21 protein-coding genes are annotated in these 19,030 nt (G+C 66.4%); 11 read left to right on the top strand and 10 right to left on the bottom strand.

All coding sequences use genetic code 11. The annotated features are described in order from the left end of the window. Positions 1-42 precede the first annotated feature (42 nt). Positions 43-1,617, top strand: a complete 1,575-nt coding sequence (locus AC1DIP_RS03315; protein ID WP_477732832.1) for an aminopeptidase P family protein — start codon at positions 43-45, stop codon at positions 1,615-1,617. 114 nt (positions 1,618-1,731) lie between these two features. Here the strand turns inward: AC1DIP_RS03315 and AC1DIP_RS03310 are convergent, their stop codons facing one another. Then, positions 1,732-2,739: a YflT domain-containing protein gene (locus AC1DIP_RS03310; protein WP_477732831.1), complete on the bottom strand. Its 1,008-nt coding sequence runs from the start codon at positions 2,737-2,739 to the stop codon at positions 1,732-1,734. A 77-nt stretch (positions 2,740-2,816) separates the two neighbouring features. Here AC1DIP_RS03310 and AC1DIP_RS03305 point away from each other — a divergent pair, with 77 nt between their 5' ends. The 3 genes from AC1DIP_RS03305 (at position 2,817) to AC1DIP_RS03295 (ending at position 5,998) form a co-directional block, all read left to right on the top strand. Further along, positions 2,817-4,100, top strand: coding sequence for a magnesium transporter MgtE N-terminal domain-containing protein (locus AC1DIP_RS03305; RefSeq protein ID WP_476206188.1), 1,284 nt, complete (start codon positions 2,817-2,819; stop codon positions 4,098-4,100). Then, on the top strand, positions 4,084-4,776 hold the full coding sequence (locus tag AC1DIP_RS03300) for a DUF1003 domain-containing protein (RefSeq protein ID WP_476206190.1): 693 nt from the start codon (positions 4,084-4,086) through the stop codon (positions 4,774-4,776). The genes AC1DIP_RS03305 and AC1DIP_RS03300 overlap by 17 nt, the downstream gene beginning before the upstream one ends. 64 nt (positions 4,777-4,840) lie before the next feature. Continuing rightward, the gene (locus AC1DIP_RS03295; protein WP_477732830.1) at positions 4,841-5,998 is read left to right on the top strand and encodes an Mrp/NBP35 family ATP-binding protein; all 1,158 of its coding nucleotides are present in this window, start codon (positions 4,841-4,843) and stop codon (positions 5,996-5,998) included. 5 nt (positions 5,999-6,003) lie between these two features. Here AC1DIP_RS03295 and AC1DIP_RS03290 read toward each other — a convergent pair whose 3' ends face one another. The 3 genes from AC1DIP_RS03290 to sigE form a co-directional block, all read right to left on the bottom strand. Further along, positions 6,004-6,399 carry a twin-arginine translocase TatA/TatE family subunit gene (locus AC1DIP_RS03290; protein WP_476206194.1) on the bottom strand — a complete coding sequence of 132 codons (396 nt, stop codon included), beginning with the start codon at positions 6,397-6,399 and terminating at the stop codon, positions 6,004-6,006. Between the two features lie 69 nt (positions 6,400-6,468). Continuing rightward, a complete protein-coding gene (locus AC1DIP_RS03285; protein WP_476206196.1) occupies positions 6,469-7,308 on the bottom strand; it encodes an anti-sigma factor in 840 nt (279 codons plus the stop codon). A 7-nt stretch (positions 7,309-7,315) separates the two neighbouring features. Beyond that, positions 7,316-7,930: an RNA polymerase sigma factor SigE gene (sigE, locus tag AC1DIP_RS03280; RefSeq protein WP_387557177.1), complete on the bottom strand. Its 615-nt coding sequence runs from the start codon at positions 7,928-7,930 to the stop codon at positions 7,316-7,318. Positions 7,931-8,158: 228 nt separating this feature from the next. Between sigE and AC1DIP_RS03275 the strand changes: the two genes are divergently transcribed. Beyond that, positions 8,159-8,791 (top strand): O-methyltransferase, encoded by a 633-nt coding sequence (locus AC1DIP_RS03275; protein ID WP_141159894.1) that lies wholly within the window; start codon positions 8,159-8,161, stop codon positions 8,789-8,791. A gap of 57 nt (positions 8,792-8,848) precedes the next feature. On the opposite strand, the gene AC1DIP_RS03270 is transcribed toward AC1DIP_RS03275, so the two are convergent. The 4 genes from AC1DIP_RS03270 to AC1DIP_RS03255 form a co-directional block, all read right to left on the bottom strand. After that, positions 8,849-9,016, bottom strand: coding sequence for a DUF3117 domain-containing protein (locus AC1DIP_RS03270; RefSeq protein ID WP_009357720.1), 168 nt, complete (start codon positions 9,014-9,016; stop codon positions 8,849-8,851). Positions 9,017-9,250: 234 nt separating this feature from the next. Then, positions 9,251-10,504 carry a hypothetical protein gene (locus AC1DIP_RS03265; protein WP_477732829.1) on the bottom strand — a complete coding sequence of 418 codons (1,254 nt, stop codon included), beginning with the start codon at positions 10,502-10,504 and terminating at the stop codon, positions 9,251-9,253. After that, the gene (locus AC1DIP_RS03260; RefSeq protein ID WP_477732828.1) at positions 10,501-10,947 is read right to left on the bottom strand and encodes a DivIVA domain-containing protein; all 447 of its coding nucleotides are present in this window, start codon (positions 10,945-10,947) and stop codon (positions 10,501-10,503) included. Before AC1DIP_RS03260 ends, AC1DIP_RS03265 begins: the two co-directional genes overlap by 4 nt. A gap of 43 nt (positions 10,948-10,990) precedes the next feature. Then, entirely contained in the window at positions 10,991-11,773 is a 783-nt protein-coding gene (locus AC1DIP_RS03255; RefSeq protein WP_387557186.1) for an LOG family protein, read from the bottom strand. Between the two features lie 103 nt (positions 11,774-11,876). On the opposite strand from AC1DIP_RS03255, the gene AC1DIP_RS03250 reads away from it, so the two are divergent. The 4 genes from AC1DIP_RS03250 to AC1DIP_RS03235 all read left to right on the top strand — a co-directional run bounded on the left by AC1DIP_RS03250 (position 11,877) and on the right by AC1DIP_RS03235 (position 15,143). Beyond that, the gene (locus AC1DIP_RS03250; RefSeq protein WP_477732827.1) at positions 11,877-12,632 is read left to right on the top strand and encodes an amino acid ABC transporter ATP-binding protein; all 756 of its coding nucleotides are present in this window, start codon (positions 11,877-11,879) and stop codon (positions 12,630-12,632) included. A 50-nt stretch (positions 12,633-12,682) separates the two neighbouring features. Beyond that, the gene (locus tag AC1DIP_RS03245) at positions 12,683-13,585 is read left to right on the top strand and encodes a transporter substrate-binding domain-containing protein (RefSeq protein ID WP_476206206.1); all 903 of its coding nucleotides are present in this window, start codon (positions 12,683-12,685) and stop codon (positions 13,583-13,585) included. Positions 13,586-13,647: 62 nt separating this feature from the next. Beyond that, entirely contained in the window at positions 13,648-14,295 is a 648-nt protein-coding gene (locus tag AC1DIP_RS03240) for an amino acid ABC transporter permease (protein ID WP_477732826.1), read from the top strand. After that, the gene (locus AC1DIP_RS03235; protein WP_477732825.1) at positions 14,292-15,143 is read left to right on the top strand and encodes an amino acid ABC transporter permease; all 852 of its coding nucleotides are present in this window, start codon (positions 14,292-14,294) and stop codon (positions 15,141-15,143) included. Before AC1DIP_RS03240 ends, AC1DIP_RS03235 begins: the two co-directional genes overlap by 4 nt. 93 nt (positions 15,144-15,236) lie before the next feature. Here AC1DIP_RS03235 and dapE read toward each other — a convergent pair whose 3' ends face one another. Then, positions 15,237-16,373, bottom strand: a complete 1,137-nt coding sequence (gene dapE / locus AC1DIP_RS03230) for a succinyl-diaminopimelate desuccinylase (RefSeq protein ID WP_477732824.1) — start codon at positions 16,371-16,373, stop codon at positions 15,237-15,239. A gap of 51 nt (positions 16,374-16,424) precedes the next feature. Here dapE and dapD point away from each other — a divergent pair, with 51 nt between their 5' ends. Beyond that, positions 16,425-17,453: a 2,3,4,5-tetrahydropyridine-2,6-dicarboxylate N-succinyltransferase gene (gene dapD / locus AC1DIP_RS03225; RefSeq protein ID WP_477732823.1), complete on the top strand. Its 1,029-nt coding sequence runs from the start codon at positions 16,425-16,427 to the stop codon at positions 17,451-17,453. Positions 17,454-17,475: 22 nt separating this feature from the next. Beyond that, positions 17,476-18,333, top strand: coding sequence for a transglycosylase SLT domain-containing protein (locus AC1DIP_RS03220; protein ID WP_476211783.1), 858 nt, complete (start codon positions 17,476-17,478; stop codon positions 18,331-18,333). A 25-nt stretch (positions 18,334-18,358) separates the two neighbouring features. Here the strand turns inward: AC1DIP_RS03220 and AC1DIP_RS03215 are convergent, their stop codons facing one another. Next, positions 18,359-18,970, bottom strand: coding sequence for a hypothetical protein (locus AC1DIP_RS03215; protein ID WP_477732822.1), 612 nt, complete (start codon positions 18,968-18,970; stop codon positions 18,359-18,361). Positions 18,971-19,030 lie beyond the last annotated feature (60 nt).

The following is a 19,030-nucleotide window of genomic DNA, read 5'->3' as shown; positions in this document are numbered from 1 at the left end:
AGCCTGTTCGCTTAGCCGGGATGCTGGTGAGACGATGGTGCCGTGAACGATGCCGAAAACACCCAAAACTCTGCTTCCCAGCCGCTGCAGGACCGCGTCAACAACCGCTCCCAGCGGCCCAGTTCCAACGCCTTCAAAGCCTTTATGGCCAGCAACTGGGCGCCCTCCACCCCGGAACTCCCCCAGCGCGATGCCGTCGCCGCCTACGCCGCAACCCGGCGCAAGGCGATCTCGGCCCAGTTCAAGGGCGAACGGCTGGTCATCCCCGCGGGGCCGCTCAAGGTCCGCTCCAACGACTGCGACTACCGCTTCCGCCCGCACTCGGGCTTCGCGCACCTGACGGGACTCGGCCTGGACCACGAACCGGATGCAGTCCTGATCCTGGAACCGGTGGACGAAGGAACGGGCGACGACGGCACCCACCACCGCGCCACCCTGTACTTCCGGCCGCTGGCCGGCCGGGATACGGAACAGTTCTACGCGGACTCCCGCTCCGGCGAGTTCTGGATTGGGGCCCGCCCCACCCTCGAAGAGTTCGAGGCCAGGCTGGGTCTGGCCACCGCGCACATCGACCAGCTGGAAACGGCAATCACCAAGGATGTGGGCGCCCCGGAGATCGGCGGGATCTCCATCCGCCTGGTCCGCAAGGTTGACGAAAACATCGATGCACTGGTGGACACCGCCCGGTACAACACGGCCAAGGACCCCGAGAACCTGGACCTTGAGGTACTCGACGCCCTGGACGAGAAACTCAGCGAAGCCCTCTCCGAGTTGCGCCTGCTCAAGGACGAGTGGGAAATCGAGCAGATGAAGATCGCGGTGTCCGCCACGGTCGAAGGTTTCGAAGAGGTGGTCAAGGCCCTGCCCCGGGCCCTCACGCATGCCCGCGGCGAACGTGTGGTGGAGGGGGCCTTCTTCGCCCGCGCCCGCGAGGTGGGCAACGAACTGGGCTACGACACCATCGCGGCGTCCGGCAACAACGCCACCGTGCTGCACTGGACCCGCAACACGGGCCGGGTCCACGCCGGCGAGCTCCTGCTCCTGGACGCCGGCGTCGAGGCCGACTCGCTTTACACGGCGGACATCACCCGGACGCTCCCGGCCAGCGGCACCTTCAGCGACATCCAGCGCAAGGTCTACCAGGCGGTCCTCGACGCTGCCGATGCCGGATTCGCAGCCGCGCAGCCCGGGACAAAGTTCCGCGACATCCATACAGCGGCCACCACGGTCCTGGCTGAGCGCCTGTCCGAATGGGGGATCCTGCCTGTCAGCGTGGAGGAGGCAATCAGCCCCGAGGGCCAGCAGCACCGCCGCTGGATGCCGCACGGCACCAGCCACCACCTGGGGCTCGACGTCCACGACTGCGCCCAAGCCAAGCGTGAACTGTACCTCGACGGCGTCCTCACCGAGGGCATGGTGTTCACCATCGAGCCCGGCCTGTACTTCAAGAAGGAAGACCTTGCCCTCCCCGCGGAATACCGCGGCATCGGTGTCAGGATCGAGGACGACATCCTCATGACCGCCGACGGCCCCGTCAACCTCAGCGCCGCCCTGCCGCGGAATGCGGAGGATGTGGAGGACTGGATGGCCGGGATCTACCGCACCGAAGAAGCCTAGGAAGCTCCCAACAAAGAGCGGGGCCGCCGGATTCATTCCAGCGGCCCCGCTCTTTTCATCGGTTCCGATTTCCGTGCGGCGCCCGGACCAGTGGACCGGGACGCACCGGCGCGGCTATTGGCGGTGGTCACCCCGGTGCTGCTCGCCGTCCGCACCATAGGCGGCATCAGCCGGATGGTCGGTGCCGTCCTGCGGGTGGTCTCCTGCCCGGTGTTCTGTGGCGCCGCCCATCCCCGGCTGCCCGGCGGCCGGGTCCTGCGTAACGCGGACGCCGTACTGCGGGCGGCCGTCGGGCAGGTCCGGGTAGCGGACCGCGGAACGGGCCGGCTGCTGGGGGGCGTGCTGCGGGTCGCCGTACTGCTGGCCGCCGTCGAAGTGCTGCGCCGGCTGCTGGCCGCCGTGCTGCTGGCCGCTGTGCTGTTGGCTGCCGTCCTCCGGGTACCCGTGGCCTTCCTGTGTTGGTCCATTCTGGCCCGGGGACCTCTGGCCGTAAGGATCGTTCCAGCCTGCGGGGCGGGCCGGGCCCTGTCCCTGCTGCTGCCCCGGCTGCTGGTGCTGCTGCTGGTTGTAGTAGTCATGCTGGGCGTACGGGCCGTGGCCCGACGCCGCGTCCGAACGCGACATGGGCAGCTGCTGCAGGAGGCGCCGGGCCTCGTGGGCTGCCTCGGGGGCCACGATCACGTCATAGTTGGTGGCCACCACCTGGCTGGTGGAGGTGAAGTCCCGCTTACCGCGCTGCATGGCGTAGGTGACGATGCCGAAAAGCATGAAGAACGCCGCGCCCATCAGCACCGAGGTCATGATGGAGAAGTATCCGGGCGACGGCGCGAAGAAGGAGAGCATGACGCCGACGAAGAGGCCGAACCACATGCCGCTCAGGGCACCGGAGAGCGCCACCCGCGGATAGCTCAGGCGCCCCGTGACACGCTCCACCATCTTCAGTTCATTGCCCACGATGGACACCATCTGGACCGGGAACTGCTGGTCCGCCAGGTAGTCGACCGCCTTCTGGGCGTCGAGGTAAGAAGTGTAGGAGCCAACGGTGTCGCCGGTGGGAACAGCCCGGGCATCATCCGGTCCATTCGCGGCGCCGGGCTTGGGACCACCAAAAATGTTCGACATAATCCCATTCTTGCCCATGAAGGTGGGTGCCGCCTGTAAATTCAGCTAAAAGAGAGCAGACTCGGTAGCCTGTAGTGGTGAGCACAACACCTACCCGCGTCTTCGTGGCACGCCTCCTGGGCCTCGACGTCTTCGACCCGCTGGGCGACCGGCTGGGCCGGCTGCGCGACGTTGTTGTGCTGTCCCGGGGAACCCAGGGAGCCCCGCACGTGGTGGGCATTGTGGTGGAAGTTCCAGGCAAGAAGCGTGTCTTCGTGCCCATGACCCGCATCACCTCGATCGACCAGACGCAGATCATTTGCACGGGCCTGGTCAACCTGCGCCGGTTTGAACAGCGTGGGGCGGAAACCCTGGTGGTGGCCGAGATGTTCGACCGCCGGGTCACCCTCCGCGACGGCAGCGGCGACGCCACCATCGAAGACATCGCCATAGACCAGCACCGCTCCCGCGACTGGTTCGTCAGCAAGCTCTTTGTCCGGCGCGGCCACTCCCTGTCCCCCTTGAGCAGGCTGCGCCGCAACGAAACGCTGATCATCGACTGGGCGGATGCCCAGCAGGGGCCTCGCACCGAACCGCAGGCAGCCACCCAGTTCGTGGCCAACCACGAGGACCTCAAGCCCGCGGACTTCGCCGAGGCCCTGCAGGAAATGAGCGACAAGCGCCGCTTCGAGGTTGCCAGCGAACTGCAGGACGAACGGCTGGCCGACGTCCTCCAGGAACTTCCGGAGGACGACCAGGTGGAGATCCTCTCCGCCCTGGATGTCCAGCGCGCCGCGGACGTCCTGGAGGAGATGGACCCTGACGACGCCGCCGACCTCCTCGGTGAACTCCCTTCCGCCCAGGCCGAGGAACTGCTCCAGCTCATGGAGCCTGAAGGCGCCGAAGACGTCCGCCGCCTGCTTGAGTACGACGAGGACACCGCCGGCGGCCTGATGACCCCGGTGCCCGTCATCCTGCCGCCGGAGGCCACCGTCGCCGAAGCCCTGGCCCACGTCCGGCGCGAGGAGCTCTCCCCCGCCCTGGCGTCGTCGATCTTCATTGCCCGGCCGCCACTGGAAACGCCCACGGGCCGCTTCCTGGGCGTGGTGCACATCCAGCAGCTGCTGCGTTTCCCGCCGTTCGAGGCACTGGGAAACCTGGTGGACAAGAACCTCGAGCCGTTGTCCGACCAGGCCCACATCAGCGAAGTGGCGCGGACCTTGGCCACCTACAACCTCAACTCCCTCCCGGTGGTCAATGACTCCGGCCGGCTTGTGGGGGCGGTGACTGTTGATGACGTATTGGATCATTTGTTGCCGGACGACTGGCGCGCCCATGATGGCGAAGCCCCGATAAGAAAGCTCGGTGGCCGCATTGGCTGATAACAGCGCTCCGAAGAACACCAACCAGCGGAACCTGGCCAATGCAGAATCAAAAGGCAGTCTCGACACACCTTTGAGCGCCCGTCAGCGGATCCTGCCCAAGTTCTCCCCGGACCCGGACGCCTTCGGCCACGCCACCGAGGGCTTCGCCCGGTTCATGGGCACGCCGCAGTTCCTGGTCTACATGACCATCTTCTGCATCTTTTGGCTCGGCTGGAACACGTGGGCCCCCGCCGAATGGCAGTTCGACTCAAGGGACCTTGGCTTCACCCTGCTGACCCTGATGTTGTCGCTGCAGGCCTCCTACGCTGCACCACTGCTGCTGCTGGCGCAGAACCGGCAGGATGACCGTGACCGCGTCTCGCTGCAGCAGGACCGCCAGCGCGCCGAGCGGAACCTTTCCGATACGGAATACCTGACCCGGGAGCTGGCCTCCCTGCGGATCGCGCTGCGCGAGGTAGCCACCCGCGACTACGTCCGGGCCGAACTGCGTTCCCTCCTCGAAGACCTCCTTGAGGCACAGGAGGAACTGCGGACCCACGAGGACTCCGGGCCCGGCTCCCACGAATCCCCGCGGGACAAGGTCAAGGACAAACTGCGCGAACAGCGTGACCGGCAGCGCAACCCGCGCACGCAGCAGATCCCCCGGGTCAAACCGGGCCACTCTGCCCAATGACCACCAGGCCGCCCGCCACACGCCGACCCACCGCTGCCACCGCACGAAAGCCGAGGCTCCTGCCATGACCGCCCCCACCGACCCCGCAGCCGCCGGCCCCTCACCGCTGGTCCGGGCCGTCAACGACGCCCTGGCAACGGTCATCGATCCGGAACTCCGGCGCCCCATCACCGAACTGGGCATGGTGGACTCCGTCCAGGTGTCCGACGACGGCAGGGTCACCGTGGCAGTCCTGCTCACCATCGCGGGCTGCCCGCTGCGGGACACCATCACCGCGGACTCACAAAATGCCCTTTCCTCCGTACCCGGAGTGACCGCCGTCGACGTCCAGCTCAAGGTGATGGACCAGGCGCAACGGGACGCCCTCAAGGAAAAGCTGCGTGGCCCGGGCGGGCAGCGCAGGATTCCCTTCAACGAGCCGGATTCGTTGACCAAGGTCTATGCCGTGGCCAGCGGCAAGGGCGGCGTGGGCAAGTCCTCGGTAACGGTCAACCTGGCCACCGCCCTCGCCGCCCGGGGCCTGCGGGTGGGCATCGTGGACGCCGACGTCTATGGCTTCTCCGTTCCCGCCCTTCTGGGCATCACGCAGAAACCCACCCAGGTGGACGACATGATCCTTCCGCCCGTTGCCTACGGGGTCAAGGTCATCTCCATCGGCATGTTCGTCACCGGCAACCAGCCGGTGGCATGGCGCGGACCCATGCTGCACCGGGCCTTGGAGCAGTTCCTCACGGACGTCTACTTCGGAGACCTGGACGCCCTGTTCCTGGACCTCCCGCCGGGTACCGGCGACATCGCCATCTCCGTGGCCCAGTTGCTCCCAAAGGCCGAAATCCTGGTGGTCACCACGCCCCAGGTGGCCGCGGCCGACGTCGCTGAACGGGCGGGTGCCATCGCCACCCAGACGGGGCAGAAGATTGCCGGCGTCATCGAGAACATGTCCTACCTGGAGATGCCCGACGGCGGCCGGATGGAGCTCTTCGGAAGCGGCGGCGGGACGGTACTCACGGAACGGCTCAGCGCCTCCGTGGGGGCGGACGTTCCCCTGCTGGGACAGATTCCCCTGGACATTCAATTGCGCGAGGGCGGGGATGCAGGGGTTCCGATTGTTCTCGGCAGGCCCGGGGCTGCAGCGGCTTCCGCCTTGGCGGGGATCGCCGGCCGGCTTGCCGCCGCACCGCGCGGGCTTGCCGGGATGAAGCTGGGCCTGCAGCCGCGCTGACCTGCCTAGGTGGCTTCGGTGTCGAACGGCGCGGCCTCGCCGGGGGCCAGCCTCTGCACTACCCTTTCGGGGCGCTTGGGTGCCTCGGCTGCGGCGCCGGCAACGGCAGCCACCGCGGCGGGAGCGCCTGCGCTGACCGGTTTGGTGTCGTCGTCGAGCAGTGCTTCCTTGATGATGCGGCGGGGATCGTACTGGCGGGGATCGTATTTCTTCCAGTCGACATCGTCGATGTCGATGCCCACTTCTTCCTTGATTTGCTCCCGGGCACCGTTGGCCATCCGACGGACTTCCTTGACCAGGTTGGCCAGCTTCTGCGTATATTCCGGCAGCCGCTTGGGGCCGATCACCAGCACACCGATGATCAGCAGAAGAATGAACTCCGGGCCGTTGATTCCAAACACTTTAGGAAGATTACCCTCTCCGGGCTGCGAGTGACGATTCCCACCCGGCGGACGGATGAACAGTCCGTGTCATTGGGTGAACAGGGCGGCGATCTTGTTGATTCCGCGCTCCAGGCGTGCATCCAGGGGTTCCGCGGCCTGGCCTTCGGGCCGCTCCGGGACGGATGCCGCGACCCCCTCTACGGCGGAATCGGCAAGCCGTCCGAGGATCGGCATGGCGTCGTCGGCCTGGTCGGCGGGCAGGTCGGAGCGGTAGGTGATGGTCAGGCCGGCGGCCCGGTAGGTGGCGGACGCCGGGGACGTGGTCCACGCATGCGCTGGACCGGCATCCTGGCTGGTGGGGTGCTGTTCCGTGACCGTGGCGTGATGGGCCCCGTCAGTAAGCTGCAGTTCCACTGCAGGCTCCCCGTCCACCACCAGTGCCCGCGCGGCTTCCAGGTGGAAGCCGATGGCCTGGAGTTCCGGACAGGCCCATCCCTCGGAACGCAGGGTGGCCAACTGGGCGGCACTCAACGTCCTGCCGTCAGCGGGAGTCTGGGACGAAACGTGCGAGAAAGCAGCCTCGGGTCCGGCCTGTTCGCTGGGCGCGGGGTCCCCCGCTGCCGTGAACGCCCCCACGGCCAGCACGCCGGCGGCCGCCATGGTGCCACCCGCGGTCAGGGCCAGCGCCCGCGCGGCGAGGCGGGAGGTGCCGCTTTGGGGCGCCGGCGCAGGCGGCTGGGCGGCCAGTTCATGGGTGCGGGCCAGCAGCCGGGCCGTCAGGTCCTGGCTGGCGGGCGGAATGGGAGCATCGCGGAGGCGCTCCAGGTACTGCCGTTCCCGGCGTACGGTGGCGGCACACTCCTGGCAGGCCTCGAGGTGGCTGCCGGTGCGCTGATGCCTGCCGCCAAAAGGAAACTGGGACCTCATGTGCCGATCAGAGGATGCCGGCGATGCGCGGCATCGAAAGCTTGCGGCGGGACTGCTGCGGACGTGGATCGCGGTGGGCCAGCTTCTCGCGGAGCATGGTCCTGCCCCGGTGGATGCGCGACCGGACGGTGCCCAGCTTGACGCCCAGCGCTTCGGCAACCTCGTCGTAGGAGAGCCCCTCGAGGTCGCACAGGACCACGGCGGCGCGGAAGTCCGGCGGCAGCTCTTCCAGGGCAGCCTGCACGTCAAGGTCGAGGTTGTTCAGCTCGAAGCTTTGCTCCGGTCCGGGCTCACGGCCGGGCAGGCGGGACTCTGCGTCTTCTGCCAGGGCGTCAAAACGGATGCGGGTCTTGCGCCGGGCCTGGTCAAGGAACAGGTTGGTGGTGATGCGGTGCAGCCATCCGTCGAGGGTTCCGGGCTTGAAGTTCTCCAGCGAACGGAACACGCGGACAAAGACCTCCTGGGTGAGGTCCTCGGCGTCGTATTTGTTTCCGGTCAGGCGGTAGGCCAGCCGGTATACCTTCGCGGAGTGGTTGGTGACCACTTCTTCCCAGGTGGGACGGACCCACTCATCGTCGGGATTGTTTACTGCAGGGACAGGTGCCACTACTGAAGATGACATCGTCCACTCCCCTCGTGGAATGCTAACGCCCGGATACTGTTGACATCTCTGATTCGGCGCCGGTCACCTTTTGGATGAGCGGATATCAATCATGTCAAACTTGGCTGGGAATTTCCTGATTACCTGGAAACTTCAGCGTTCGGCGCAACGGCTGCTATCCATCCCGGCCGGGCCGGACACAGTAGGCTTGGGGAGACATTTCCCTTTACGCCCAGAAAGCGATTATTCATGAGCGCCGACAAGTCCAGCAGCTGGTCCTATGCAGAAGATCTGCCCGCTGAGGATGAGGTAATGCTTCGGGCGCGGGAACGTTCTTTTGAATTGGGGGTCAGCGCCATCAGCCCCGGCGTGGGCGCTGTCCTCACGGTACTGGCCGCCGCCTCCAAAGCCCAGACCGTCGTGGAGATCGGCACCGGCGCCGGCGTCTCGGGCGTCTGCCTGCTCCGCGGCCTCGGCGCGCATGCCGTCCTGACCACCATCGACGTGGACGTGGAGCACCTGCGGGCTGCCCGCGAAGCCTTCGCGGAGGCCGGCAGCCCCGCGAACCGGACCCGCACCATTTCCGGCCGTGCGGGCGACGTCCTGCCGCGGCTTACGGACGGCGCCTACGACCTTGTCTTCATCGATGCGGACAAGCCCGGCCTGCCGGGCTATGTGGAACAGGCCATCCGGCTGCTGAAGCGCTCCGGGTTGCTGGTGATCAACGATGCACTGGACAAGGACAAGGTAGCCAACCCTGCCGGCCGCGAGCCCAACACGGTGACACTGCGGCAGGTGGGCAAGGCAATCCGCGACGACGACAGGCTGGCGTCCGCCATGCTCCCCACCGGGGATGGCCTGCTGGTGGCGGTCAAAAAGTAGTTGCCGCATAAAGGTCAGGGTGCGCAGCCCGCGGGCTGCGCACCCTGACCGGCACGACTATTCGGTAACGCCTACCAGGCATTCCTTGAGGTTGGCTGCTTCGGCAGCGTTCAGTTCGACCACCAGGCGCCCGCCGCCTTCGAGCGGGACCCGCATGATCAGGCTGCGGCCCTCCTTGGTGACTTCCATTGGGCCGTCGCCGGTGCGTGGTTTCATAGCCGCCATGAGGAATTCCCCTCCATTTTGTCCCAGGACTAATCAGCCCGGGCGGGCTGTGTCCGCATGTCGATCAAGCCGCTATGGCGGGGTGGTTGCCACCACCGCCAATGCTGCGCGTTTTCTGAATGCTTTTGTCCTTGCTTACCTATCATTATCGCGGAATTACCCGCACGTAGCTAATCGATGGACATTTCCGTCAACGTGTCATTCACGCTCTGACCTGCATTAAAGCCCGTTTTGCTAGGGCGGATAATCCCCTCCGCCGGGCAGTTGCGCCCAGGCCCACAACCACACGATCCAGACGATCTGCAGCAGGAGGAACATGGCCACTACCGTCCCCCGGTATGCCCTGGACCGGGACAGGAACACCGCGCCCAGGGCCAGCGGAAACAGTGGCAGCAACATCCGGAAAGTGCTGGTCTGTGGGTGCAGGAACGCCAGCAGGTAGCCCATGTAGCAGGCGCACCAGAGCCGGAGTTCGACGCCGAGCCGCACCACCGGGGGCAGGTACAGCATCACGGCGAACAGCGCCACGAAGACCAGTGGGGCAACGACGCCCAGGACGGGACCGAAAAGTTCGGCGCCGGTGTCGAACCAGGGCTTGAACGGCACCAGGTCCTGGCCCCGCCACACGGTTTCCGTCTTGGTATAGGCCTGCACATCGCCGGTCGCCAGCCAGGCCGCGGCGGGCCAGGCAAAAGCGGACAAGCCTGCGACGGCGGTCAGTCCGGTAAGTGCCGCCAGGTCCCGGGCGGAGTGTGCGCCGCCGGGGCCGTCATGCCGCCGCCCGCGGACGTACGCGGCCGCCCGGAAGACCAGGAGCAGCCCCACCATGGCGGCGAAAGGAACGCCGACCGGCCGTGACAGCCCCAGCAGGAACACCGCCGGAATGGCCCACAGGTACTGGCGGCGCACCACCAGCAGGAGGGCCCACGCGAGCAGCAGGATGGACAGCGGCTCCGCGTAAGGGACCTGCAGGACGGCGGAGACGGGAAAGACCGAAAAGAACGCAACGCCCCACATCGCCGGGGCATGGGTGGCTTTCTGCCGGAAGAGTGCGTACACCACAAGGGCGGCCGCCCATCCGGCCAGCATGGCAATCAAGGTGAGCGAGGCGGCGGGGTCCATCCCGGTGAGGCGGCTGAGTCCGCCCGCCAATGAAGGAAAGAGCGGGTAGAACGCCCACGTGTTTTCCTGGACGTTGCCGGCTGCGTCCGTGGGAAGGATCGACGGGTAGCCGTTGGCGATGACCTGGCCGTACCAGCGGGCATCCCAAATATTGATGAAGTTCCAGTAGTCGGGTTTGGGCGGGAACCACGGGTTGGGCCCCTGATGGAGCGCAGCGGCCATGAAGATGCAGGCGGAGGCCAGCCGGGAGCCGCCGTACAGAGCGGTAACCTGGAGCCACCAAGGCCAGCTGCGGACGGCGGCGGCAGCGCGTTGGGTTACCGTGCCGGCGGACGCCAGCGGGTTGCGGCGGGCCACGGTGCTCACTGGCCGCCCTTCACCGGGGCAGCGTCCTCCTGGGCTGCCCGGTTCCCGTCCCCTCCGGTACCCCGCTCTTCCGGTGCCGCGGCTGGAACCGGGGCACCGTCGTCGGCCTGCCCTGGATGCTGTGCGCCCGCGTCCAGCCGCCCGCGCAGTTCCGCCAGTTCGGCATCCCGTGCCGCCAGCTGGTCGCGCAGCTCGTCAAGGACCTGGTCCACCTGGTCCATCCGGTACCCGCGTAGGCCCAGGGAAAACCGAAGCCGGGTCACATCCTCCGGAACTGCGCGCTCCGGCAGCAGCACCGGCGGAAGGTTCGCCGGCGGCTCGTCGAATCCGTTCAGCAGGGCCGGCAGCGCCGCAGCACCCGTCTTGCGGGAGCGCCGGCCCAGGCCGGCCCAAAGAACCGCGGCAACGAGCACGACGGCGAGGAAGACCAGAAAGAAGCTCACGGTCCCATCGTGCCAGACCCGTGCGGCCACGCGGCGCCGGCGGCTACTCCGGCCGCTGTTCGCCGTTCAATGACGGGGTCACGGCCACATGGAGTACCCGGTCCACGGCCTCGGCGGGGTCATCAACCAGCTGGATAAGGTCCAGGTCCTTTTCGGAGACCATTCCTTCAGCCACCAGGGTGCCCCTGATCCAGTCGATCATCGGCCCCCAGAAGTCGACGCCGAGGAGGACGATGGGGAAGGACGTCACCTTCCGGGTCTGGACCAGGACCATGGCCTCGAACAGCTCATCCAGTGTGCCCAGCCCACCGGGCAGGACGATGAACCCCTGTGCATATTTGACGAACATGGTTTTGCGGGCGAAAAAGTAGCGGAAGTTGATGCCCAGGTCCACCCACTGGTTCAGGCCCTGTTCGAACGGCAGCTCAATGCCAAGGCCCACGGACACGCCGTTGCCCTCCACCGTTCCCCGGTTGGCCGCCTCCATGGAACCCGGGCCACCGCCGGTGATCACGGCTACCCCGGCTTCGGCGAGCTTGCGCCCCACTTGCACGCCCATTTCGTAGTACAGGCTCCCCGGCTTGGTGCGGGCAGAGCCGAAGACGCTGACGGCTTTTCCAATGTCTGCCAGCGCGCCGAAGCCTTCCACGAACTCGCTCTGGATCCGCAGGACCCGCCATGGGTCGGTATGGACGAACTGGCCGGGGCCCTTCGTATCGAGCAGGTGCTGGTCCGACATTTCCACGGCCGCCTGCTTGCGCCGCAGCTCGAGGGGCCCCTTACGGCGCGGCTGGGAATTCTTGGCCGGATCTGCATTGATGCTCATTCCCCTAGGCTAACCTCCAACTTGAGGTATCTCTTGAATCACGATCAGCAGGAACTTGGGGTGATTGGCGTCATAACCCACGGTTGTTCGCTAGATTCTTTCTATGACTACTCATGTGCCCGGCGATGCTCTCGTCTCCCTGAACGCCGTAAATAAGCATTACGGCCAGCTGCACGTTTTGAAGGACATCAACCTCCAGGTCCGCAAGGGCGAGGTTGTTGTGGTCATCGGGCCCTCAGGCTCCGGTAAGTCCACCCTCTGCCGGGCCATCAACCGCCTGGAAACAATCGATGACGGCTCCATCACCATCGACGGCAAGGAGCTTCCCGCCGAAGGCAAGGCCCTGGCCAAGCTGCGGGCCGACGTGGGGATGGTGTTTCAGTCGTTCAACCTGTTTGCGCACAAGACCATCCTGGAAAACGTCACCCTCGGACCGATCAAGGTCAAGGGCGTTTCCAAGGCTGAGGCCGAAAAAGACGCCATGGCGCTGCTGGAGCGCGTGGGCGTCGGGCAGCAGGCACCGAAGCTCCCCGCCCAGCTCTCCGGCGGTCAGCAGCAGCGCGTCGCCATCGCGCGTGCACTGGCCATGAAGCCGAAGGTCATGCTCTTCGACGAGCCGACCTCCGCACTGGACCCCGAGATGATCAACGAGGTCCTCGATGTCATGGTCCAGCTGGCCAAGGAAGGCATGACCATGATCGTCGTCACCCACGAGATGGGCTTTGCCCGCAAGGCAGCCGACCGCGTGGTGTTCATGGCCGACGGGCAGATCGTGGAGGACGAGACGCCGGAGGAGTTCTTCACCAACCCGAAGAGCAGCCGCGCCAAGGACTTCCTGTCCAAGCTCCTGACCCACTAAGCACACCGCACCGGCTGCCCCAGCGCGGCCGCTCAATGAAAGGTATCCCCATGAAAAATTTCTTTACCCGGAAGAAGCCGCTGCTGGTCGCGGCAACTGCGGCGCTGGCTCTTTCCCTCAGCGCCTGCGGCGGCTCCGGCGGCGGTGGAACTGCTTCCTCCGGCACGGACGAGGCTCCCTACAAGGTTGCTGACAACGTCACGCTCACCGGCAGCCCGACCTACGACGCCATCAAGTCCAGCGGCAAGGTCCGTATCGGCGTCAAGCAGGACCAGCCGGGCCTTGGCTTCAAAGATGCAGCCACCGGTGAATACACGGGCTTCGACATCGAGATCGCCAAGTGGGTTGCAGCCTCGCTGGGCATGAGCAAGGACAAGATTGAGTTCAAGCCCATCCCGTCCGCCAACCGCGAGTCCGCCATCACGAACGGCGACATCGACTACTACGTGGGCACCTACTCCATCACGGACAAGCGCAAGCAGCTGATCGACTTCGCCGGACCCTACTTCGTCACGGGCCAGGGCCTGCTGGTGAAGAAGGACAACTCCAGCATCAACAGCGAGAAGGACCTCTCGGGCAAGAACGTCTGCTCGGCCACGGGTTCCACGCCGATCCAGAACATCAAGGCAAACTTCCCGGACACCAAGACCACCGAGTTTGACACCTACTCGCAGTGCGTCGAGGCGCTCAAGAGCGGCCAGGTTGACGCTGTCACCACCGACCAGGCCATCCTGCTCGGCTACGCTGCCCAGGAACCGGACAGCCTGAAGGTCGTTGGCCAGCCGTTCACAACCGAAAAGTACGGAGTCGGCCTGAAGAAGGGCGATACCGCGCTTCGCCAGTTCATGAACAAGACGTTCACCGACGGTAACTCCGTGTGGCAGAAGATCTACGACCAGACGCTGGGCCAGTCGGGCACCAAGGTCGAACAGCCCCCGGTAGAGAACTACTAAACCAAAGTTGAGGGGGCGGCCATGCAGCCGCCCCCTCTTCCACTGTCGAAAGCGACGATTCTGTGAATACGCTGCTGAACAATTCGGACCTCTTCATCACGGGCTTCCGGAACACACTCATACTTTTCTTCTTCTCGGCGATCTTCGCCCTGGTCCTCGGTACCGTTGTTGCCACGCTTCGTGTCTCCCCGGTTCCGGCCATGCGTGCCACCGCAACGCTTTACGTCAACGTGGTGCGCAATACCCCGCTGACGCTGGTCCTCTTCTTCTTCGCCCTCGGCTACCCAAAGCTGGGCCTGGTGCCGATCGACTTTACGACCGCCGCCATCATCGGCCTGAGCCTGTACACCGCCACCTACGTGGCGGAGGCTGTCCGTTCCGGCATCAACACCGTCCCGGTCGGACAGGCCGAAGCAGCCCGCGCCATCGGACTCCCCTTCACCCAGACCCTGACGCTCGTGATCCTGCCGCAGGCCTTCCGCGCTGTCATCCCGCCGATGTTCAGCGTGTTCATCGCCCTGCTCAAGAACACCACCGTCGCCGCCGGCTTCTCCGTCTTTGAAGCCGGCGCCATCCGGGCGAACCTCTCCGAACGCGGCGAGCCGGCCATGACCGGCCTCCTGTGGGTGGCGCTCGTGTTCATCATCCTTGTCTTCATCCTTTCCGCGCTGCAGCGAAAGCTTGAACAGAAGTGGAAGGTTGCACGATGAGTTCAATCCTTTTTGACGCCCCCGGTCCCAAGGCACGCGCCCGGTACCGGATCCTCGGCGTCGTCACTGCCCTCGTGATCCTGCTGATCGTCGGGTTCATCCTGCTCCGCTTCGCCGAAAGCGGGCAGTTCGAGGCCAAGAAGTGGCAGCTGTTCACTTTTCCGCTGGTGCAGCAGACCATTGCCCAGTCCGTAGGTGCCACGTTGTCCGCCTTCGGCACTGCGGCAGTTCTCAGCCTGGCCCTCGGCATCCTCCTGGCGTTTGGCCGCTTGTCGGACCGCCGCTGGATCAGCGCTCCGTGCTACGGCTTCACCGAACTGTTCCGCGCGGTTCCGCTGCTGATCCTCATGATGATCTTCTACTACGGCCTGCCAACCATCGGCGTCCAGGGAATCACTCCCTTCACGGCCGTGGTGGCAGGTCTGGTGCTGTACAACGGGTCCGTCCTCGCCGAGGTGTTCCGTGCCGGCATCGAGTCCCTGCCGCGGGGCCAAAGCGAGGCCGGTTATGCGATTGGGCTGCCCAAGAGCAAGGTCATGACCAGCATCCTGCTGCCGCAGGCCATCCGGTCCATGCTTCCGGTCATCATCTCGCAGCTGGTGGTCATCCTGAAGGACACCGCCCTGGGGTTCATCGTCACGTACAACGAGATCCTCTTCCAGGCGAAGTACTTCGGCAGCCAGATCCAATACGGGTCCCCGATTATCCCGGCAGCCATCGTGGCCGCCGTGCTCTACGTGGGCATGTGCCTGATCCTGGCCGCCATCGCCAAATGGCTGGAGCGCCGGCTCTCCCGCAAGCCCGGGGCAGCAGTCATACCTGCGGCCGCAGTTCCCGCAGAGGTCTAGCCACCCCGCCGGCATTGCCAGCCCAAAAGGGGCCCGGAACCGACAGGTTCCGGGCCCCTTCCGTAGCCGCGCCCTTCGGCGCGGCCGGCCCTCCTACCCGGCGAGCCAGTCCTGCAGGGCGCGCAGGCAAGTCCGGATGGCCTCGGCGGAAACGTGCTCGTTGTCCTTGTGCGCCAACAGGGGGTCCCCCGGGCCGAAGTTCACCGCCGGGATCCCCAGTTCGCTGAAGCGCGCGACGTCGGTCCAGCCGTACTTGGGTTTGGGCTCGGCTCCCACGGCGGCAACGAAGGAGGCGGCAGCCGGGTGCTGCAGGCCGGGGCGTGCGCCGGCGGCCGCATCGGTGCGCACCACGTCGAAGCCTTCCAGCAATTCCCTGACATGCGCTTCGGCCTGGTCCGGGGTCTTGTCCGGGGCGAACCGGTAGTTGATCTCCACCACGCAGCGGTCCGGAATCACATTGCCGGCCGTGCCGCCGTTGATCTTCACCGCATTGAGGCTTTCCCGGTAATCCAGCCCGTCAACGTTGATGGTCCGTGGCTCGTAGGCGGCCAGGCGCGCCAGGATGGGGGCAGCGGCGTGGATGGCGTTGCTGCCCATCCACGCCCGCGCAGAGTGGGCGGCCTCCCCGGCAGTGCTGGCCTCGAACCGGCTGGTCCCGTTGCAGCCGCCCTCCACCGTGCCGTCCGTTGGCTCCAGCAGGATGGCGAAGTCCCCCTGGAGCAGGTCGCCGTGGTTCCGGACCAGGCGTCCCAGTCCGCTCTTCACAGCCTCAACTTCCTCATGGTCGTAGAACACAAAGGTGACATCCCGCTTTGGCTGCGCACCGTCGTCGAACATTCCCGCTGCCAGCGCCAGCTGGACCGCCACGCCGCCCTTCATGTCGGTGGCTCCGCGCCCATAGAGGGTCCCCTCGCCCGGAACGCCGGACTCCCAGCTGGACGGGACGGTGCCCCTGGAACCTTCCGTCAGGGGCAACGGAACCGTATCCAGGTGACCGGCGAGAATGACCCGTTCGCTGCGGCCCAGTTCGGTGCGGGCAACAATGGCGTCGCCGTCCCGGACAACGGCCAGCTGGGGAATCTCCCGCACGGCGGCTTCGACGGCGTCCGCGAGCCGCTTCTCGTTGCCCGACACGCTGTTGATGTCCATAAGTGCCGCGGTCAGCAACGCCACATCCTGGTGCAGGTCAAGGGTGGACACGGAAGATTCGGGCGCGGTTTCAGCAGTCACGAAGACAGTCTAGTTCGAACCGCCGGGCCCGCCCTCGATAGACTGGAGCACATGACTGAGACTGCTTCCTCCGCCGTGCCCGAAACCCTGACCTCCAACGCTGATGACCGTTCCGCCTATGGCTTTGGTGTGGCCACCATCGCCGCCGCCGGCAGCGACACCACGGTCCTGGACGTCTGGTTCCCGGCACCGGCACTCGGTGTTGCGGCCGAGGACCTCCGCTCGGTGGAAAACGCCGACGACGCCCTGACCGCCATCGCTGAGGACGGCGCAGACAAGGACCGCGGCACGGAGCAGAAGGTGGTCTTTGTCCAGATCAACCTCGACGAAGCCCCCGCGGACACCGCGGACGCCTACCTCCGGCTGCACCTTCTCTCGCACCGCCTGGTCCAGCCCAACACCATTAACCTGGACGGCATCTTCGCCAAGCTCCCCAACGTCGTGTGGACCAACTTCGGCCCCGCCGCCGTCGAGGGCTTTGAACTGACGCGCGCCCGGCTGCGCCGGCGTGGCGCCGTCACCGTCTACGGCATCGACAAGTTCCCGCGCATGGTGGACTACGTGGTGCCCACCGGCGTCAGGATTGCCGACGCCGACAGGGTCCGCCTGGGTGCGCACCTTGCCGCGGGCACCACCGTCATGCACGAGGGCTTCGTAAACTTCAACGCCGGAACCCTGGGCACCTCCATGGTCGAAGGGCGCATTTCCGCGGGCGTCGTGACCGGGGACGGCAGCGACGTCGGCGGCGGCGCCTCCATCATGGGCACCCTGTCCGGCGGCGGCAAGGAAAAGATCACCATCGGTGAGCGGGTCCTGCTCGGGGCAAACTCCGGCGTCGGCATCAGCATCGGTGATGATTCCGTGGTCGAGGCAGGCCTCTACGTCACGGCAGGCACCCGTGTCCGCGTGCCCGGCCCCAAGGACGAGGTGGGCGAGGACACCACCCGGATCGTCAAGGCCGCCGAACTCTCCGGTGTCCCCAACCTGCTGTTCCGCCGCAACTCCACCACGGGCGCGGTGGAGGCCCTCCCCCGCAAGGGCCAGACCGTGGAACTGAACGACGCCCTGCACGCCAACTAGTCCCCTCGTGGCACCCATGTCTGTGGCGCGCAGGCGCGGCCTGCGCCGCCTGGCGGTGCTGCTCCTCACCCTGGCGCTGGCTGCGGGAGGCATCTACACGGCGGTGTACTTCGTGCAGCGTTCCGAGACCCTCGTCTCGGAACGCTGCACTGCCACGGCCGGCGACCGGACGGGGGAACTGGCGCCGGACCAGGCGGCCAACGCCGCCCTGATCACAGCGGCAGCCGTCCGCCGGGGCCTCCCGGCGCGCGCCGCCACCATCGCCCTGGCCACTGCCATGCAGGAATCCAAGCTGCGCAACATCGGCCACGGCGACCAGGCCGGGCCGGACTCGCGCGGACTCTTCCAGCAGCGGCCGTCCCAGGGCTGGGGCACGGAAGCCCAGATCATGGACCCCTACTACGCAGTCAACGCCTTCTACGACGCACTGGTGAAGATCCCTGGCTACGAGACGCTGGACATCACCGACGCTGCCCAGCAGGTCCAGCGGTCCGCCTACCCCAAGGCCTATGCCCAACACGAAGAGATGGGCCGGGCGTTCGCTTCCGGACTAACCGGCCAGACCCCGGCGGGCGTGCAGTGCACGCTTCGCTCCCCCACAGCCGGTGGCAACTCTGCCACTGTGGTGACGGACCTGGACCAAGCCTACGGCGGCGTCGAGGCGCAGGTGGACGGCGACACCCTGGTGGTGGACGCCGGAGGGGCCCTGGGGTGGTCGGTTGCCCAATGGGCAGTTGCCAACGCCAAGGACCTGGCTGTGACCAGGGTGGAAGTAGCCGGCCGCACCTGGGACCGGCCAGGCGGCGACGGCTGGCAGGCAGCGGGTGTCCAGGACGGGCAGGTGCGCATCACTGTACGGAAGGACGACGCCGGCACGTGAGGGCCGCCGTCGTCCCGCCGGCGGGTCAGACCAGGATCTCCAGCACCGGCTGGACGTAGCTGCGGAACAGCTCAGGCTGGCCCATCAGCTCGTGGCTCATGATGATCTTGTCCGGTTCCAGGTACCACGCCCGCTGCTCATCCAGCGGCAGCTCGATGATGGTCAAGGTGAAGTCCCGTGAGTCCCGGCCCACTTCCATCAGCCTGTCGTCCACCATGTCCCCGATCAGCTGGTCGGTTCCGCTGGCCACCCGCTGCGCTTCGAGCTCGGCATACTCGCTCCTCCGCTCCCGGGCCCAGGTGAGGGCAGAGCCAAAATGGGCCTGCAGGACCCGCTGGAGGGCCGGGGAGTTCCCGAAGGCTTCGAAGTCTGGCGGCGAAAGTTCCGGGGAGGTGTGCGGGTGGGCCTTGAGCAGTTGCTCCCACCAGGCCTCCCATTCGGTCTTCAGCGCGCCGAGGCCGCCAACATCCACGGTCAGGTGGCTGTGGTCCGCGGAACGGACTTTGGGTGCCGCGTGGGACAGCATGGGGCGCCCCACTCCGTTCAGGCCGGCCGCGTCCCGGACGTACAGAGCAATCATCATCGGTCCGGATGTGTCGGTGGTGATCTGCCACCCTGAACCGCCTGCGTGCTGCATCCAAAGTCCTTTCCTGGCCTCCCGGTACCGGGCGTCATTTCCGGCCCGGCCTACCCGGAC

This window comes from Pseudarthrobacter sp. 05T312 (assembly GCF_056396685.1).
Note: the sequence above shows the minus strand (reverse complement) of the source record. Positions and strands in the feature narration are given on the sequence as shown.

Coding starts and splice junctions, on each gene's coding strand:
- AC1DIP_RS03245 (WP_476206206.1), top strand. CDS start 12,683: ATGAAAAATTTCTTTACCCGGAAGAAGCCGCTGCTGGTCGCGGCAACT.
- AC1DIP_RS03310 (WP_477732831.1), bottom strand. CDS start 2,739: ATGTCGAACATTTTTGGTGGTCCCAAGCCCGGCGCCGCGAATGGACCG.
- AC1DIP_RS03235 (WP_477732825.1), top strand. CDS start 14,292: ATGAGTTCAATCCTTTTTGACGCCCCCGGTCCCAAGGCACGCGCCCGG.
- AC1DIP_RS03285 (WP_476206196.1), bottom strand. CDS start 7,308: ATGAGGTCCCAGTTTCCTTTTGGCGGCAGGCATCAGCGCACCGGCAGC.
- sigE (WP_387557177.1), bottom strand. CDS start 7,930: ATGTCATCTTCAGTAGTGGCACCTGTCCCTGCAGTAAACAATCCCGAC.
- dapD (WP_477732823.1), top strand. CDS start 16,425: ATGACTGAGACTGCTTCCTCCGCCGTGCCCGAAACCCTGACCTCCAAC.
- AC1DIP_RS03250 (WP_477732827.1), top strand. CDS start 11,877: ATGACTACTCATGTGCCCGGCGATGCTCTCGTCTCCCTGAACGCCGTA.
- AC1DIP_RS03255 (WP_387557186.1), bottom strand. CDS start 11,773: ATGAGCATCAATGCAGATCCGGCCAAGAATTCCCAGCCGCGCCGTAAG.
- AC1DIP_RS03215 (WP_477732822.1), bottom strand. CDS start 18,970: ATGCAGCACGCAGGCGGTTCAGGGTGGCAGATCACCACCGACACATCC.
- AC1DIP_RS03270 (WP_009357720.1), bottom strand. CDS start 9,016: ATGGCGGCTATGAAACCACGCACCGGCGACGGCCCAATGGAAGTCACC.
- AC1DIP_RS03295 (WP_477732830.1), top strand. CDS start 4,841: ATGACCGCCCCCACCGACCCCGCAGCCGCCGGCCCCTCACCGCTGGTC.
- AC1DIP_RS03275 (WP_141159894.1), top strand. CDS start 8,159: ATGAGCGCCGACAAGTCCAGCAGCTGGTCCTATGCAGAAGATCTGCCC.